This window comes from Mycobacterium bourgelatii, assembly GCF_010723575.1.
Classification (GTDB): domain Bacteria; phylum Actinomycetota; class Actinomycetes; order Mycobacteriales; family Mycobacteriaceae; genus Mycobacterium; species Mycobacterium bourgelatii.
In genome coordinates this window covers 1779914-1797188 of record NZ_BLKZ01000001.1, presented here as the reverse complement: position 1 = coordinate 1797188, position 17275 = coordinate 1779914, and the positions used below count along the sequence as shown (strand labels likewise).

Sequence of the window (17275 nt, the reverse complement as noted above, 5' to 3'; positions counted from 1 at the left end):
GGCCGGCTGACCCATCCGGGGGTCGCCGGACCAAGCAACAGACTTTGAGGAGTTTAGAACCATGGCCGCTGTGTGCGATATCTGCGGGAAAGGCCCCGGCTTCGGCAAGTCGGTGTCGCACTCCCACCGCCGCACCAGCCGCCGGTGGAACCCCAACGTCCAGACCGTGCACGCCGTGACCCGTCCCGGCGGCAACAAGCAGCGCCTCAACGTCTGCACGTCCTGCATCAAGGCGGGCAAGGTCAGCCGCGGCTAGTAGCCGCTGGTAGCTGTAACTCGACGCCTCGACGCTGGTGTGGCGTCCGAGGCGGTCTCGAGGCCAACAGGCCGGCCGCCCCAGGGCCAACACCGGCTAGGTTGACGCTCGCCGGGTTCAGCGACCCCTCCTTCGTGGCTTCCCTGACCGCGACGCGCACCTGATCGGCCCCGCCCGGCACCCGCGCTTCCCCACTCGTCACCGTCGCCGTACACAAGACGCTCCGTCAACGAAGCGAGCCCATCGTCCAACCGGCGCCCCAGCACGCCGCTCTGGTCTGGGTGTCACACACTCCGCTGCGGCGGGTCCACCCGACCCGCGGTCCGTCTGGCGTTGGCCAACAAAGCAGGGCATGCCCTGGAATCGGAATCGACTGTACTGCTTGATATTTCCCGCAACCAGCACGCCCAGCCTCCGACAACGGCGTCGTCGCACCGCGGTGAAACCCACATCGGTGGTCACGGGCGGGCATGCGTGCTTTAATATCCGGAACCGATATTCGCATTCATGTTAGGGGGCATGCGATGCGCCCGCTGAGACCTCACGTTATCGTCCAGGTAACTCAAATTCTCTGTGCAAGAAGCGCATTCGCGTTTTTCGCGCCCGCGTCCGCAACATAGCCGATGCACACGCGAAGGGATCGGCAATGACAAAGGACGCACCGCCGGGTCTGGCCACCGGGGACCGGTCGGGTCACCGCTCCAACCTCGACCGACCAACAGTCTCCAATTTGCACCCACCCCGCCAGGCCCGCAGTCGCGCGGCGCTGCAACGGTTGCTCGCCTCGGCCGAGCAGGTCCTTGTCAACGAAGGGCTGGAAGACTTCACCATTGCCCGGGTCGCCGAACACGCCGGAGTCTCCGTCGGCGGCGTATACCGACGGTTTGCAAGCAAAGAGCAACTCATCGAGGCGATCAAACAAGTACTCGCCGAACGGGTCGAACGGGCCGTATCCGAGGCCCTCGACACGGCGGAACCTTCGCTGAGCGGCGTCATCGAGGCGTTTACCGGAGCGTTGAGCGAAACCCTGAATGAAACCGGCCGTCTCGTCCCCGCGGTCCTGGCCAGTGGACGACGCGTCGATGCCCCGGAAGAGCAGGGACTGCGCACGATCACCAGTTTGCACCAACGCTTTCTCGAAAGAGCGTCCCTGCACGCCGAACAAATCCGCCATCCGGATTCCGTTGTCGCCCTCGACATCGCGTTCCGCAGCATGATTGCGGCCGGGACTCAGCGCGCCGCCGCCTCACCGTGGTGGCCCGACGGGTTGACGTGGCGTGAATGGAGCCGCGAGGTCGCCGATATGGCCCTGGCGTACCTGACCACAGAGCATCGAAAAGAACGCCGAAGACCCTCGAAGGCAAGGTAATTCGAGTCAACTTCAAGCCTCGAGGAGTCCACATGAGCGCCCTGAGGACCACCATGCTGAGGGCAGCCGGTCGGCACTGGCTGCCCCTGCTCGCGTTGGTGTCGCTGGTGATCGGGGGATTCGTGATTCACCGCATCCACGGAATTTTCGGGTCGAACACCGAGATCACCCGCGAAGGCTCGGGGATCGCCAATGACGCCAAGCCGTTCAACCCGAAGAAAGTTACCTATGAGGTATACGGCCCGGTCGGCACCCTCGCCAACATCAACTACCTCGACCTTTCGGCGAACCCGCAAAGCATCAAGCAGGCCCCGCTTCCGTGGGCGCTGACGCTGACCACCACGGCGCCGGCGACGGCCCCAATTCTGCTGGCACAGGGCAACTCCTACAACATCGGCTGCCGGATCACCGTGGACGGGGAAGTCAAGGACGAGAAGACCGCACAAGGCGTGGATGCTTTCACGTTCTGCCAGGTGAAGGCGGCATGAGCGGCGACGGGGGGATATGGCGAGCTATTCCCCGATTCATTCACGCCTTCGCGGTCCCCCTGGTGATTGCGTGGGTGGCGCTCACGGTGTTCCTCAACGTGGCGGTGCCCTCCTTAGAAGACGTCGGCCAAGAGCATTCGGTGTCGTTCAGTCCCTTGGACGCTCCGTCCATGCAGGCCATGAAGCACATGGGACGCGTCTTCAAAGAATCCGATTCCGACTCGTCGGCGATGGTCGTTCTCGAAGGTGACGAGCCCCTTGGGGATGAGGCCCACCGGTACTACGCCGAACTGATCAAGAAGTTCAGGGCGGACAACGTCCACATCCAGCACGTCCAGGATTTCTGGGGCGACCCCCTGACCGAGGCCGGAGCGCTAAGCCCCGACGGCAAAGCCACTTACGTGCAACTCAGTCTCGCCGGCAACATGGGCGAAGCGCGGGCCAACGAATCCGTCGCTGCGGTCCGCGAAATCGTCGCGAGTACACCAATACCGGCCGGCATCCACGTCTACGTCACCGGCACCACGGCATTGACAGCCGATCAGCACAACGTCGGGGACAAGAGCCTGAAGATCGTCACGGCGATCACGATGCTGGTCATCCTGGTCAGTTTGTTCTTGGTGTATCGCTCCGTCACGACGGTGATCCTTGTCCTGGCGATGGTGATCCTGGAAATCTCCGCCGCCCGAGGGTTTGTCGCTGCTCTCGGTCACTACAACGTGATCGGCTTGTCGACGTTCTCGGTCAACCTGCTGACCATGCTCGGCATCGCAGCAGGCACCGACTACGCGATCTTCGTCCTGGGGCGCTACCACGAGGCGCGCGGTGCCGGCGAGGACCGGACCACGGCGTTTTACACCATGTACCGCAGCACCGCGCACGTCATCCTCGGATCCGGCCTTACGATCGCTGGGGCGACATTCTGCTTGCACTTCACCCGATTGCCTTATTTTCAGACGCTCGGAGTCCCCCTGGCCATCGGGATCATGGTGGCAGTGCTGGCCTCGTTGACCATGGCACCGGCGGCGCTGGTGGTCGGGAGCCGGTTCGGGCTTTTTGAACCGAAACGGGCTGCGCGGACCCGTGGTTGGCGACGGGTCGGTACGGCCGTGGTCCGGTGGCCGGGACCGATCCTGGCGGCGGCGCTCGCACTGGCGCTGATCGGACTTCTCGCATTGCCCGGTTACCGAACCAGTTACAACGACCGCAAATACATGCCGGACAACATCGTCGCGATGCAGGGGTTCGAAGCGGCCGAACGGCACTTCTCCCAGGCCCGGATGAATCCGGAAGTGATGATGGTTCAGGCCAATCAGGATCTGCGCAATTCCGCGAACATGTTGATCATCGAACGGATCGCCCGCAACGTCTTTCACACACCCGGTATCGCACGGGTGCAGACCATCTCGCGCCCGTTGGGCACCCCGATCGACCACACCTCGATCCCCTACCAGATGGGCATGCAGGGGGTCGGGCAGGAGTTGACGCGGGACTACATGCAACGACAGATGGACAACATGCTCGTCATGGCCGACCAGATGCAAACCATGATCGACACGATGGAGACCTTGCTGGGGATCATGAAGGAGCTCACCGGGACCACCCATGAGATCGTCACACTGACCAAGACGATGGTGACCCAGGTCAACGACCTACGCACCCACATCTCGGATTTCGACGATTTCTTCCGGCCCATCCGCAGCTACTTCTATTGGGAGAAGCACTGTTTCGATATTCCGGTGTGCTGGGCACTGCGTTCGGTCTTCGACACCCTGGACGGGATCGACACGATCAGCGACGCCATCAGTGAGCTGGTGCCCAAGATGGACAAGCTCGACGCGCTCATGCCCGAAATGCTCAAGCTGATGACCCCGATGGTCTCGATGATGAAGTCGATGCGCACGATGACACTGTCGATGCACAGCACGATGGCGGGGCTGCAGGACCAGGCGGCCGCGATGGGCGGCAAGGGCAATGCCATGGGCCAGGCCTACGACGCGGCGAAGAACGATGACTCGTTCTACCTGCCTCCGGAGGTGTTCGACAACGCCGACTTCAAGCGCGGTATGGAGATGTTCATCTCGCCCGACGGGAAAGCGGTGCGGTTCATCATCTCTCACCTCGGCGACCCGGCCACACCCGAGGGGATCAGCCACATCGACGCGATCCGTAACGCGGCTTTCGAGGCCATCAAGGGCACCCCGCTGGAGAATTCCCGCATCTACATCGGCGGTACAGCCGCCTCCGCCAAGGACATGAAGGAAGGGTCCACCTACGACCTGATGATCGCCGGAATAGGTGCGATGGTCCTGATCTTCATCGTCATGCTGGTGCTGACCCGCGCCGTCATCGCGGCGGCGGTCATCGTCGGCACCGTCGTTCTTTCGCTCGGGGCGTCATTTGGGCTGTCAGTGCTGGTGTGGCAGTACATCCTTGGTTTCGACCTGCACTGGATGATCATGTCGATGGCGGTGATCATCCTGTTGGCGGTCGGTTCGGATTACAACCTGCTGTTGGTCTCTCGGTTCAAAGAGGAGATCCACGCCGGTATCAAGACGGGGATCATCAGATCGATGGCCGGCACCGGGGCGGTGGTCACCTCGGCCGGTTTGGTGTTCGCGTTCACCATGATTTCGATGGGAGCCAGCGCGCTGGTCATGCTTGGCCAGTTCGGCACCACCGTCGGCGGCGGCCTGTTGTTCGACACCCTGGTGGTGCGCTCGTTCATGACTCCATCGATTGCGGCGTTACTCGGACGCTGGTTCTGGTGGCCGCAACGAGTGCGCACGCGACCGGCGCGCAATGTGGCGGCGGTCCAGCGCGAACTGGCTACCACGCGAACATGATCGGGTCCACATCGCTACATGGCCGCGTGGCTGCGGCCCTAGCCTCGGGCCGCACCGATGACGACCGCGTCGGTACCGTCGAGTTCACCCATGCGACACCGAGCGTGGGATAGCCAACGCGGTGCCGGTTTCCGCTTCGGCGAAGTCAACCACTCGGGCCGCGGTGTCGTAGTCGCTGGCCACCACCGAGCGTCCGATGAACGCCGGATGGCCGCGCAAGCCACCCCTGCCGCTGACGCCGATGTAGCTGCCAGGCGGGACCGGTTCGCTGATGCAGAACAGCGTGGGTGCAGCGCCTTGGTCGATGTCGTTGCCCAGCCGGCTGGCGAGACCCTTGGCGACGTTGTGCGCCAACGACATCACGCGCGTGTCGGAGAGATGCGACAGGTTCGAAGCCACCCAGCCCGGATGGGTGAGTTGGCTTACTATCGGCGACCCGGCCTCGCGCAGCCTGCGGTCGAGTTCCAAACCCCACAACATGACCGCGAGTTTGGAAAGCGCGTAAGCGCCCAGCCTGGTCCACTTGTTGCGTCGCAAATGCATGTCGTCGAGCAGCAGTTTGCCGCCCCGGTGGGCTTCCGAACCGACATTGATGATCTGCGAGCGCACCCGGGGCAACAACAGATTGGTCAGCGCAAAGGGCCCGAGAAAGTTGGTGGCAAGCGTCAATTCGAAGCCATCGACCGTGGCGGATTGCTGATTGATGACCGCACCCGCGTTGTTGATCAGGATGTCGATTTCGCCGTCAAGGAGATCGGGAAACGCGCGCACCGAAGACAAGTCGGCCAGGTCGAGCTTGACCACGGAGGTCGAACCCCCCACCTCTGCGGCGCGCTGCTCGCCGAGTTCGGTGTTGCGCACGGCCATGATCACGTGGGCGCCCGCTTTGACCAACGCACGGGTGGTACCCAGACCGACGCCGTTGGTCGCCCCTGTCACAACGATCCGCTTGCCGGTCAGGTCGCCGAGCCGGCTCGGTGTCCAAGGTAACGTCACGCGATCAGAGTAATCGGCCGCGCTCGTTCCAAAGACAGGTGATTCGACATGACTGATAGCGCAATTGCAATCACCAACTTGATATATAGGTACGCCCAACTGATCGACGGCGGCGACTTGGACGGGGTGGGAAAGCTTTTCGAGCACGGCCGCATCTGCGGCGTGGAGGACGGTCCACCCGAGACCGTCTTCGCCGGTCGCGCCGCGGTGCGGGGAATGTACGAAACGCTGGTCCGCATCTACGACGACGGCACTCCGAAGACCAAGCACCACACCACCAATGTGCAACTCGACATTGATGACGATCGGGGAACCGCGCGTGCCACCTCCTATTACAGCGTCACGCAGGCCACCCCCGAGCTACCGCTGCAGATCATCGTGACCGGGCACTACAACGACACATTCCAGCGGATCGACGGCGTCTGGCGGTTCGACAGCCGCACGATGTTCATCGACCAAGTCGGTGACCTGAGCCACCACCTGAAGATCGGCGCGTAACGCTCTTACTCGTCGAGAAACATTGCGTGCTTGTCGATCGGGTCGCGACCGATGCGCAAACTGTTGGCGGAAAACGTCGGGTCCGGGTAGCCGATCGCCAGACCACACAAGATGTTCATCTCGGCGGCAATCCCCAGTTGCTCCCGGATGATCTCGGGATAACCGGCGATCGACACCTGAACGCAGGTCCCCAGGCCGCGGGCCGTCAACGCCAACACCAGCGTCTGCAAGAACATTCCGACGCCCATGGCGTCGACCAGGCCGAAGTCTTCGTGCATGGAGACTACGGCGCCGACCGGTGCGCGGAAGAATTCCCAATTGCGTAGCACCGCGATACGGCGGGCCTCAGAGTCTTCCCGCGCGATCCCCATGGAGCCGTACACCTGGGCACCCAGCTCGCGTCGCAGGTGCGCGAAAGCGGCCGGCAGTTCGGGGACCTTCGGCGGCTCGGAGCGGGCCTTGCTCAGCAGGGCCGCAACGAGCCGGTCGCGCGCTGCGCCCGAGACGAACACCACGCGCCACGGCTGGACGTTGGAGTTCGACGGCGCGCACACGGCAAGATCCAGCGCCTCCTCGAGCAGATGCCGCGGTACCGGGTCCGGCAGGAACATGCGCGACGAGCGCCGCTCGCGGATCGTCTTGTCGAGGTCGTACATATGGCGCCCCTTTCGGGGTCAGGGCGGGGTCAGGGCAAAAGCCAGTCGATCGGTTCGGCACCCATGCCGGCGAGCAGGTCGTTGGCGCGACTGAACGGTCGCGAACCGAAGAACCCGCGAGACGCCGACAACGGAGACGGGTGGGGCGACTCGATGCAGACACAGTCGCCGGCGGCGAGGATGGGCTTGAGCGTCGACGCGTCGCGGCCCCAAAGGATCGCGACCAGCGGCTGTTTGCGCGCAACCAAAGCCCTGATCGCGCACTCGGTAACGGCTTCCCAGCCCTTGCCGCGGTGGGAGGCCGGGTTGTTGGGACGCACGGTGAGCACCCTGTTCAGCAACATCACTCCGCGCTGCGCCCACGGTGACAGGTCGCCGCAGGACGGTGGCGGATGGCCCAGGTCGGTGGTGTATTCGTCGAAGATGTTGGCCAGGCTGCGGGGTAACGGACGCACGTGTGGAGCCACCGAAAAGCTCAGCCCCACCGCGTGTCCGGGCGTGGGGTAGGGATCCTGGCCCACGATCAGCACCCGCACCTGGTCGAATGGGAACGTGAACGCGCGCAACACATTTGGTCCCGCTGGAAGGTATCCGCGGCCCGCAGCGATCTCCGACCGCAGAAATTGGCCCAGTTGCGCCACTTGGCCGGTCACCGGTTCCAGCGCGGTCGCCCACCCGGGGTCGACGAGTTCACTGAGAGGGCGTGCGGTCACTGCGCCACCCTAACGTCCCGGTCATTGCGCAAACGACTGCCAGCCCGCATAACCCGTCCATTCCTCGCCGTCAATCAACACCCGCGCCGGCCCGTCAATCACCCTTCCGATCACTCGCCAACCGGGCGGCACCGCGTCGGGAAAACAGGCCACCAGCGCATGATCTTCACCCCCGCCCAACACCCACGACAACGGGTCCGCCCCCACCGCGGCGCCCGCCGCAGCCAACGCGTCACGGTCCACGGCCAACGCCGCGGTGGACACCTCGATCCCGACGCCAGACGCTTGCGCAACGTGCCGCAGGTCCGCTACCAAGCCGTCGGAAATGTCGATCATCGCCTGGGCACCCGCCGCCGCGGCCACCACACCCTGGCCATAGGGCGGTGCCGGCACCAGATGGCGGCGCCGCAGCTCGTCGAAGCCTCTAATTCCGTTGTGCCACAACTCATAACCTGCGCCAGACCGACCCAATTCACCGGTGACGGCGAGCACCGAACCGGCCCGCGCCCCGGAACGCAACACCGGCGCCCGGCCGTCCAGGTCGCCCAACACGGTCACCGACACCACCCATTGTGGACAGTGGACCAAGTCACCGCCCACGATGCCCGCACCGATCCGGTCGGCCTCGTGCCACAACCCGTCGGCCAACGAACTCGCCCACTCGGCCAACGTATTGGCCGGTGCGCCGAACCCCACGACGAACGACACCGGCCGCGCGCCCATCGCCTCGATGTCGGCCGCGTTCTGCGCGATGGCTTTGCGACCGACGTCGTGCGGCGTCGACCAGTCCAGCCGAAAGTGCCGGTCCTGCACGAGCATGTCGGTGGAAATCACCGTGCGGCCACCACCGGTGGATACCACCGCCGCGTCGTCGCCGGGTCCGAGTTCGACCGCGGCGGGTTGACGGCGCCCCCGCACCAGCCGGTCGATGACGGTGAATTCCCCCAGCTGTTCCAGCGTCGGAGATTCCGCCGGAGTGTCCTCGCGCACACCACCTCCTTCGGCGCTTTCCGGGTCGCGAACGTTAAGTTGGGTCCCTGGCCCTGCGCTTGTCGAACCGGGCGAGTTTGCGGGCCAGTTTATGAGCCTAGGAGGTGGCAGGTGCCCGACCCCGACGGGCCGCCACGTGCCCTCATCATCGCCGCGGTGGCGCTGGCCGTGACGGCGCTGGGTGTCATTCTCGCGATCGCGGCAACCCAGCACGGACCGGCGAAACCCGTTGAGCTCCCGGCCGCGGCCGCACCGCAAGCCGGCGCGCCGCCGTGCCAGGCGCTGTTGGCCGCGCTGCCGCAGCGACTCGGGGACTACGAGCGTGCAACGGTGGCGCAACCCGCACCCGAGGGCGCCGTGGCGTGGCGTTCCGGACGCAGCGAACCGGTGATCCTGCGCTGTGGGCTGGAACGGCCGGCCGACTTCGTCATCGGCTCCCCCATCCAAGTCGTCGACCGTGTGCAGTGGTTCCAGACGGCCTCCGGATCCGGTGAGAACCAATTCACTTGGTATGCCGTGGATCGTCCGGTCTACGTCGCGCTCACGCTGCCGACCGACGCCGGACCCACGCCGATCCAGCAACTGTCGGAGACGATTGACCGGACCATGGACGCAGTGCCGATCCGCCCCGGCCCGCCCCGTTAGTCGAGCAGCTACCGCAGGCCTACACCGCGCGCCAACGCGGTGTCCACCATGGTCGCCAGCAGGGTGGGATAGTCGACGCCGCTGGCCGCCCACATCCGCGGATACATCGAGATCGTGGTGAAGCCCGGCATGGTGTTGATCTCGTTGATCACCGGACCGTTGTCGGTGAGGAAGAAGTCCACCCGAGCCAGCCCCTGGCAGTCGATGGCGGTGAAAGCCCGGATCGCCAACTGTCGCAGGGCGTCGGCGACGTCGTCGTCAACCTTGGCCGGCACGTCCAATTCGGCCGCGTCGTCGAGATATTTGGTCGCGAAGTCGTAGAACGAATCCTCACGGCCGCGTACCCCGGCCACCCTGATCTCGCCCAAGGTGCTGGCTTCCACTGTGCCGTCAGGCATTTCGAGCACACCGCATTCCAGCTCACGGCCATTGATCGCCGCCTCGACGATCACCTTGGGGTCATGGCGACGGGCCTCGGCGATCGCGGCGGGCAATTCGTCCCAGCTGGTCACCCGGCTCACGCCGATCGAGGAACCGCCCCTGGCCGGCTTGACGAAGGCCGGCAACCCAAGCCGCTCACGTTCCTCGGGATCAAGGGTCGCGCGTGTCGGTCGCAGCACGGCGTGCGCACCCACCGGCAGCCCCTCGGCGATGAGCAGCTTCTTGGTGAACTCCTTGTCCATGCCGGTGGCGCTGGCCAGCACCCCCGCACCCACATAGGGCAGGCCCGCGAGCTCGAGCAGCCCCTGAATGGTGCCGTCCTCGCCGTAGGGCCCGTGCAGCACCGGAAACACCACGTCGACCGAGGCCAGGACTTCCCGCGCATTGGGGCCTGTCGAGTGCTGCAACGACACCAATTGGCCGCTGCGCTGTGGATCAGCCGGCAGCGCGAGTTCGGTGCCCGATTGGGCGTTCACCTCCGGCAATTGCCGGTTGGTGATGGCCAGCGCGTCGGGGTCACCATCGGTGAGCACCCACGAGCCATCCCGGGTAATGCCGATCGCCAGTACCTCGAACCGGCGCGGATCCAGATTGCGCAGGATGCTGCCCGCCGACACGCAGGAGATGCCGTGCTCGTTGCTGCGTCCGCCGAAGACGACGGCCACGCGCACACGCCCCTCACGCTGCTCGCTGGCATTCACAACCTGGAGAGGCTACCGGGTGGGGCGCCGGGAGGTCGGGCCTGGAGGTGCGAGCTGCGGTTTTACCCGGCTACCGGATCATTCGGGCTTGGTGCTGCGCCCCAAAAGCAACGCTATCGCCTCGTTCACCGACAGCCCCTTGTGACAGACCCGATGTACGGCGTCGGTGAGTGGCATTTCGACGTCGTAGCTGGACGCTAGCGCCAGCACCGACTGGCACGACGTCACGCCCTCGACGACGTAGCCGTCCTTGCGATCCAGCGCGGATTGCATGGTCTCCCCACGGCCCAACAACTCGCCGAACGAGCGGTTACGCGAATGCGGCGACGTGCAGGTGGCCACCAAATCGCCAACTCCGGCCAGGCCCGCGAGCGTCGTGCCCTTGGCCCCGAGCGCCAACCCCAGGCGCATGATCTCCGCCAGGCCGCGGGTGATTATCGCCGCAGCGGTGTTTTCACCCAGTCCGACACCGGCGGCCATCCCGCACGCGAGCGCGATGACGTTCTTGCAGGCTCCGCCGATCTCGGTGCCGACGACATCGGAGTTTGTGTAGGGCCGGAAGTATCCGCTGTTCAGGAAGCGTTGCAACGCGACCGCGCGACCGGAGTCGCTGCAGGCGATGACTGTGGCCGCGGGCTGTCCCTCGGCGATCTCACTGGCCAGGTTGGGGCCTGAGATCACGGCGACCTGTCCCGCGTCCACGCCGGTCACCGAGATGATCACCTGGCTCATCCGCATCAGGGTGTCCAGCTCGATCCCCTTGGCCAGGCTGACCAGCGTTGCACCGTCGGTCAGCAGCCCCGCCCAACGCTCGAGGTTGCTCCGCATCGTCTGCGCCGGCACACCCAACAGCACCGTCGTGACGCCGCTCAGCGCTTCTTCCGGGTCGGCCGTGGCCCGTACACCGGGCGGCAGCAACATCCCCGGGAGATAGTCGGGGTTGCGGCTGGTCTTGTTGATCTCCTCCGCGACTTCCGCTCGTCGCGCCCACAGCGTGACCTGTTGCCCGGCGTCGGCGAGCACCTTTGCGAGCACCGTGCCCCATGCGCCAGCGCCCATCACTGCAATGGTTTCCGAGCTGGCCATCCACCACTTCCCTTCACACGGCAACCGCTGACACTATTCCAGCGCCCAGTCGTTCATCACGCTAGCGCGGAGCCGGACCGGCACCGTCGCGCTAGGGTGGCGCTCGTGGGCGTGAGCGGCACCCGGGCCGAGCGTAAGGGTGATGTGGGGTTGATCATCGCCGTCAAGCGGTTGGCCGCCGCCAAGACCAGACTGGCACCGGTGTTCTCCGCGCAGACCCGGGAGAGCGTGGTGCTGGCCATGCTGATGGACACCCTGGCCGCGGCGGCGCGCGTGCCCGCCCTGCAATCGATCACCGTCATCACCCCCGATGAAGCGGCGACGGCCGCAGCGACCGAGCTCGGCGCCACCGTGCTGGCCGACCCGACGCCGGAGGGCGACCCGGATCCGTTGAACAACGCCATTGCCGCGGCCGAGCGCGCCGTTGCCGAATCGTCTCCCAATATCGTTGTCCTGCAAGGTGATTTGCCCGCGCTACAAACACAGGAACTCGCCGAAGCGATCGCGGCCGCGCGACATCACCGACGTAGTTTCGTCGCTGACCGGCTGGGAACCGGCACTTCGGTACTGTGCGCTTTCGGAGCCAAGCTAGACCCGCAATTCGGCGCGGATTCGTCCGCACGGCACCGGCGTTCGGGTGCTATCGAACTGACCGGCGCCTGGCCCGGACTGCGGTGCGATGTCGACACTCCGGCCGACCTCGCCGCCGCGCGGCGTCTCGGCGTGGGCCCCGCGACCGCGCGCGCTCTGGCGCATCGTTAGCGCAGCGGCCGGGTTGAATCGTCCCCACGCGTACCAATGGCCTATCGATGTCGGCTCGAAGCTGGCAGCACCACCCCGTGATACGCAATGATCGCAGAGTGACCGATACCGAAGCTCAAGTGCGCGCCGACGAGAACGCCTGGGATCCAGACGACTCCGGCCTTGCCGCACCGCCCGCCGCGACAGCCGACGCGGTCAACGACCGGCTTCCAGAAGATCGTTACCTCAACAGGGAACTGAGCTGGCTCGACTTCAACGCTCGGGTCCTGGCGCTGGCCGCCGACAGTTCGTTGCCGTTGCTCGAGCGGGCAAAGTTTCTGGCGATCTTTGCGTCCAATCTCGATGAGTTCTACATGGTTCGGGTGGCCGGCCTCAAACGGCGTGACGAGATGGGGTTGTCGGTCCGCTCCGCCGACGGTTTGACGCCGCGCGAGCAGCTGCGCCTCATCGGCGAGAAGACCCAGCAGATCGCCAGCCGCCACGCGCGCGTGTTCCACGACGTGGTGCTACCGGCTTTCCGCGATGAGGGCATCTACATCGTCACGTGGAACGATCTCGATCAAGCCGAGCGCGACCAATTGTCGGTCTATTTCAACGACCAGGTCTTCCCCGTACTGACACCACTGGCGGTCGATCCGGCCCACCCGTTCCCCTTCGTCAGCGGGTTGAGCCTGAATCTGGCGGTCACCGTCAAGCAACCCGAGGACGGAACCCAGCATTTCGCCCGGATCAAGGTCCCCGACAACGTCGACCGCTTCGTCCAACTCCGCACGAACCGCAACGGCGAAAGCACCGAAGGCCCAGCCCCCCTACGGTTCCTGCCGATGGAGGAACTGATCGCGGCTTTTCTGCCGGTGCTGTTCCCCGGCATGGAAATCGTCGAGCACCACGCGTTCCGCATCACCCGCAACGCGGATTTCGAGGTCGAGGAGGACCGCGACGAGGACCTGTTGCAGGCGCTCGAGCGGGAATTGGCTCGCCGACGTTTCGGCTCGCCGGTTCGGCTCGAAGTCGCCGATGACATGACCGAGGGCATGTTGGAGTTGCTACTGCGCGAACTCGACGTGGATCCCGGTGACGTCATCGAGGTTCCGGGGTTACTCGATCTATCGTCGCTATGGCAGATCTACGCTGTCGACCGGCCGGGCCTCAAGGACCGGGCTTTCGTTCCCGCAACCCATCCCGCGTTCGCCGACCGCGAGACACCCAAGAGCATCTTCGCCACCCTGCGCGAAGGCGATGTGCTGGTTCATCATCCGTACGACTCGTTCTCCACCAGCGTGCAGCGGTTCATCGAGGTGGCCGCCGCCGATCCCAACGTGCTTGCGATCAAACAGACCCTGTACCGCACCTCGGGCGACTCCCCGATCGTGCGGGCGCTGATCGACGCCGCGGAAGCCGGAAAGCAAGTAGTGGCATTGGTGGAGATCAAAGCGCGCTTCGACGAGCAAGCCAACATTCGATGGGCCCGCACGTTGGAGCAAGCGGGCGTGCACGTGGTCTACGGTCTCGTCGGGCTCAAGACGCACTGCAAGACATGCCTGGTGGTGCGTCGCGAAGGTCCGATCATCCGGCGGTATTGCCACATCGGCACCGGCAACTACAACGGCAAGACAGCCCGCCTCTACGAGGATGTCGGCCTGCTGACCGCGGCACCGGATATCGGCGCCGACCTCACCGACTTGTTCAATTCGCTCACCGGATATTCGCGGAAGCTCTCGTACCGCAACCTCTTGGTCGCGCCGCACGGAATTCGCACCGGGATCATCGAACGAGTGGAGCGGGAAGTGGCCGCTCACAAACAAAGCGGCCCCACTCAGGGTCAGGGCCGTATTCGGCTCAAGATGAATGCTCTGGTCGACGAACAGGTCATCGACGCCCTCTACCGCGCCTCGCAGGAGGGGGTGCGGGTAGAGGTGGTGGTGCGCGGCATCTGTGCGCTGCGCCCCGGCGCGGAAGGCTACTCCGAAAACATCTCGGTCCGCTCGATTCTCGGTCGCTTCCTGGAACACTCGCGGATCATCCACTTCAATGCGATCAACGAGTTTTGGATCGGCAGTGCCGACATGATGCACCGCAATCTGGACCGCCGCGTCGAGGTGATGGTTCAAGTCAAAGACCCACGACTGACCGGGCAGTTGGACGAACTGTTCGAGTCCGCGCTGGACCCGGCGACCCGGTGCTGGGAACTGGGCCGCGATGGCCAATGGACCGCCTCGCCACGGGAGGGCCAGAGCGTTCGCGATCATCAGGTGTCGTTGATGGAGCGACACCGCAGCTGACTCTGGGTGCTGTACAAGGCCGAATTGACCTGCAGGAGTTGAGGTGTCGATCCAGAACTCGTCGGCCCGACGGCGCTCAGAGGGCCGCACTGTGTATGCCGCCGGCGCGGTGTTGTGGCGGCACGCCAAGGGCAAGGCGATCGAGGTGGCCCTGATCCACCGGCCGAGGTATGACGACTGGTCGCTGCCCAAGGGCAAAGTGGATCCGGGTGAGACCGCGCCGGTGACCGCGGTGCGCGAGATATTCGAGGAAACCGGTCACCACGCGCACCTTGGGCGGCGACTCGCCACCGTGACATACCCGGTCGACCAAGGCATCAAAAAAGTCCACTACTGGGCCGCGCGCAGTACCGGCGGAATCTTCACCCCCGGTAATGAAGTCGATGAGCTCGTCTGGTTGCCGATTGCCGACGCAATGAAAACGCTCGAATACCCGCAAGATCGAAAGGTTCTGCGCCGGTTCACCAAACACCCGGCCGACACAAAGACGGTGTTGATAGTGCGACACGGCACCGCAGGCAGCAAAGCACGTTTTCGCGGCGATGACACCAAACGGCCGCTGGACAAGAAGGGGCGTGCGCAGGCCGAGGCACTGGTCGGCCAGTTGCTCGCGTTCGGCGCCACCGATGTTTATTCGGCCGACCGAGTGCGTTGCTATCAGACGGTGGAACCGCTAGCCGCGGAACTTGGTGTGGCCATTCGCGACGAGCCCAGCCTTAGCGAAGAGGCCTATGCCAAGAATCCCAAACGCGGCCGCCATCGAGTTCTGCAAATCGCCACCCGTAAAGGCACACCGGTTATCTGCTCCCAGGGCAAGGTAATTCCAGATCTGATCGCTTGGTGGGCGGAACGCGACGGTGTGCTCCCGGACAAGGCCCGCAACCTCAAAGGCAGTACCTGGGTGATGTCGTTGGTCGACGGCCGAGTCATTGCAGCCGATCACATCGGTGGCGCGCTAGCCGGAAAAGTGCGGTCATAACGCGCGAATACCCTTCGGCGGCATTGCTGCCGCACGAAGGGTATTTGCGTTTGCGTCGACTTACTTGCGACCGCGGCGCGTGCTCGTGGCCTTCTTGGCCGGAGCCTTCTTGGCCGGAGCCTTGGTCGCGGCCTTCTTGGCCGGAGCCTTGGTCGCAGCCTTCTTCGCCGGGGTCTTGGTCGCGGCCTTCTTCGCCGGAGCCTTGGTCGCGGCCTTCTTCGCCGGAGCCTTGGTCGCGGCCTTCTTGGCCGGAGCCTTGGTCGCGGCCTTCTTGGCCGGAGCCTTGGTCGCAGCCTTCTTGGCCGGAGCCTTGGTCGCAGCCTTCTTGGCCGTGGTCTTGCTCGCAGCCTTCTTCGCCGGAGCCTTCTTGGCCGCCTTCTTGGCCCCGCCGGCCGATACGCCGCGCTTGACTGCGGGCCCGTCAGCCGGGAGCTTTTGTGCGCCAGACACAACCGCTTTGAATTGGGCGCCCGGGCGGAAAGCCGGAACCGACGTCGGCTTTACCTTCACGGTCTCGCCGGTACGCGGATTACGGGCCACACGAGCCGCGCGGCGACGCTGTTCGAAAACACCGAACCCGGTAATCGTGACGCTGTCGCCCTTGTGCACAGCGCGCACAATCGTGTCGACAATGTTCTCGACAGCGGCGGTCGCCTGTCGGCGGTCCGAGCCCAATTTCTGTGTGAGCACATCTATGAGCTCTGCTTTGTTCATCCAACCCTCCGAAGCAAGTGGTCCACGTTTTGGAACCGACTAGGGAACTACGGTAAACCCTTACCCAGCAAATTGCCAAGAGCCACGCGCAATTTCAGGACCGCACAATCGGCATTTTGGGAATCCGATTGCCGCCCTTGACCGGTGGCGCGCCCTCAATATCGGCTTGCTCAGGTGTGCTTCGGAAGGCTGTCCGGGGCCGAATTGGACCCGTTAAGGGATGGGCAAAGTGCGCGGTTTCCAGTCCGGTCGCCCCGCCTCGAAAGCTTCGATTTCGTCGAGTTTCCGCAGCGTAAGGCCTATATCGTCGAGACCTTCGAGCAGGCGCCACCGAGTGTGATCGTCAATCCTGAACGGCAGCACCGCTGTTCCCGCGGTGATATTTCGATCTTGAAGATTGGCAGTGATTTCCAGACCCGGGCTCTGCTCGATGAGCTTCCAGAGAAGTTCGACGCCGTCTTGGTCGACTTCGGCCGCCAGCAGGCCCGCTTTGCCCGCATTGCCGCGAAAGATGTCGCCGAAGCGGGACGAGATAACCACCCGGAAGCCGTAGTCCATGAGCGCCCAGACGGCGTGCTCCCGCGACGACCCGGTGCCGAAATCGGGTCCTGCGACCAACACTGAACCCCGATCAAAGGGGCTGAGGTTTAGCACAAATGACGGATCCGAACGCCAGCTCGCGAACAAGCCGTCCTCGAAACCCGTTCGGGTTACGCGCTTCAAGAAGGCTGCCGGAATGATCTGATCGGTGTCGACATTGGACCTCCGCAGGGGTACTCCGATGCCGGTGTGGGTGTGAAAGGCTTCCATGTTCTGCCCGGTTCTTTCTCGTTCGGTCTCGTTGTTGGCCTTA

17 protein-coding genes are annotated in these 17275 nt (G+C 64.5%); 9 read left to right on the top strand and 8 right to left on the bottom strand.

Annotation, left to right across the window (positions count from 1 at the left end; genetic code table 11):
- Positions 1-61 precede the first annotated feature (61 nt).
- From rpmB to G6N68_RS08090, 4 genes are all read left to right on the top strand, one after another.
- Positions 62-256, top strand: a complete 195-nt coding sequence (gene rpmB / locus G6N68_RS08105; RefSeq protein WP_069421924.1) for a 50S ribosomal protein L28 — start codon at positions 62-64, stop codon at positions 254-256.
- Positions 257-902: 646 nt separating this feature from the next.
- Positions 903-1625 carry a TetR/AcrR family transcriptional regulator gene (locus G6N68_RS08100; protein WP_163710153.1) on the top strand — a complete coding sequence of 241 codons (723 nt, stop codon included), beginning with the start codon at positions 903-905 and terminating at the stop codon, positions 1623-1625.
- A gap of 32 nt (positions 1626-1657) precedes the next feature.
- The gene (locus G6N68_RS08095; protein WP_275899952.1) at positions 1658-2113 is read left to right on the top strand and encodes an MmpS family transport accessory protein; all 456 of its coding nucleotides are present in this window, start codon (positions 1658-1660) and stop codon (positions 2111-2113) included.
- The gene (locus G6N68_RS08090) at positions 2110-4959 is read left to right on the top strand and encodes an MMPL/RND family transporter (RefSeq protein ID WP_163710149.1); all 2850 of its coding nucleotides are present in this window, start codon (positions 2110-2112) and stop codon (positions 4957-4959) included. The genes G6N68_RS08095 and G6N68_RS08090 overlap by 4 nt, the downstream gene beginning before the upstream one ends.
- 84 nt (positions 4960-5043) lie before the next feature.
- Here the strand turns inward: G6N68_RS08090 and G6N68_RS08085 are convergent, their stop codons facing one another.
- On the bottom strand, positions 5044-5955 hold the full coding sequence (locus G6N68_RS08085) for an SDR family NAD(P)-dependent oxidoreductase (protein ID WP_163710147.1): 912 nt from the start codon (positions 5953-5955) through the stop codon (positions 5044-5046).
- Between the two features lie 48 nt (positions 5956-6003).
- Between G6N68_RS08085 and G6N68_RS08080 the strand changes: the two genes are divergently transcribed.
- Positions 6004-6453, top strand: coding sequence for a nuclear transport factor 2 family protein (locus tag G6N68_RS08080; RefSeq protein ID WP_163710143.1), 450 nt, complete (start codon positions 6004-6006; stop codon positions 6451-6453).
- A gap of 5 nt (positions 6454-6458) precedes the next feature.
- Here G6N68_RS08080 and G6N68_RS08075 read toward each other — a convergent pair whose 3' ends face one another.
- From G6N68_RS08075 to G6N68_RS08065, 3 genes are read right to left on the bottom strand one after another with little or no spacing between them, the layout of a single operon-like run.
- Complete coding sequence (locus G6N68_RS08075) at positions 6459-7109, bottom strand: nitroreductase (RefSeq protein ID WP_163710141.1); 651 nt, start codon at positions 7107-7109, stop codon at positions 6459-6461.
- 29 nt (positions 7110-7138) lie between these two features.
- A complete protein-coding gene (locus tag G6N68_RS08070; RefSeq protein ID WP_163710138.1) occupies positions 7139-7822 on the bottom strand; it encodes a uracil-DNA glycosylase in 684 nt (227 codons plus the stop codon).
- A 21-nt stretch (positions 7823-7843) separates the two neighbouring features.
- On the bottom strand, positions 7844-8812 hold the full coding sequence (locus tag G6N68_RS08065; protein WP_163710135.1) for a thiamine-phosphate kinase: 969 nt from the start codon (positions 8810-8812) through the stop codon (positions 7844-7846).
- Between the two features lie 111 nt (positions 8813-8923).
- Between G6N68_RS08065 and G6N68_RS08060 the strand changes: the two genes are divergently transcribed.
- Complete coding sequence (locus G6N68_RS08060) at positions 8924-9457, top strand: DUF3515 domain-containing protein (RefSeq protein ID WP_205351272.1); 534 nt, start codon at positions 8924-8926, stop codon at positions 9455-9457.
- 8 nt (positions 9458-9465) lie between these two features.
- Here the strand turns inward: G6N68_RS08060 and G6N68_RS08055 are convergent, their stop codons facing one another.
- On the bottom strand, positions 9466-10599 hold the full coding sequence (locus tag G6N68_RS08055; protein WP_163710129.1) for a D-alanine--D-alanine ligase family protein: 1134 nt from the start codon (positions 10597-10599) through the stop codon (positions 9466-9468).
- A gap of 78 nt (positions 10600-10677) precedes the next feature.
- Entirely contained in the window at positions 10678-11685 is a 1008-nt protein-coding gene (locus tag G6N68_RS08050) for an NAD(P)H-dependent glycerol-3-phosphate dehydrogenase (RefSeq protein ID WP_163710126.1), read from the bottom strand.
- Positions 11686-11796: 111 nt separating this feature from the next.
- On the opposite strand from G6N68_RS08050, the gene cofC reads away from it, so the two are divergent.
- The 3 genes from cofC (at position 11797) to mutT1 (ending at position 15708) form a co-directional block, all read left to right on the top strand.
- Positions 11797-12447, top strand: coding sequence for a 2-phospho-L-lactate guanylyltransferase (gene cofC, locus G6N68_RS08045; protein ID WP_163718335.1), 651 nt, complete (start codon positions 11797-11799; stop codon positions 12445-12447).
- Positions 12448-12524: 77 nt separating this feature from the next.
- Complete coding sequence (locus tag G6N68_RS08040; protein WP_163710123.1) at positions 12525-14729, top strand: RNA degradosome polyphosphate kinase; 2205 nt, start codon at positions 12525-12527, stop codon at positions 14727-14729.
- 43 nt (positions 14730-14772) lie between these two features.
- A complete protein-coding gene (gene mutT1 / locus G6N68_RS08035) occupies positions 14773-15708 on the top strand; it encodes an 8-oxo-(d)GTP phosphatase MutT1 (RefSeq protein WP_163710120.1) in 936 nt (311 codons plus the stop codon).
- 60 nt (positions 15709-15768) lie between these two features.
- Here mutT1 and G6N68_RS08030 read toward each other — a convergent pair whose 3' ends face one another.
- Both G6N68_RS08030 and leuD read right to left on the bottom strand, forming a co-directional pair.
- Positions 15769-16422, bottom strand: coding sequence for an HU family DNA-binding protein (locus tag G6N68_RS08030; RefSeq protein ID WP_163710116.1), 654 nt, complete (start codon positions 16420-16422; stop codon positions 15769-15771).
- Between the two features lie 213 nt (positions 16423-16635).
- Positions 16636-17232, bottom strand: a complete 597-nt coding sequence (leuD, locus tag G6N68_RS08025; RefSeq protein WP_163710113.1) for a 3-isopropylmalate dehydratase small subunit — start codon at positions 17230-17232, stop codon at positions 16636-16638.
- Positions 17233-17275: the final 43 nt, after the last annotated feature.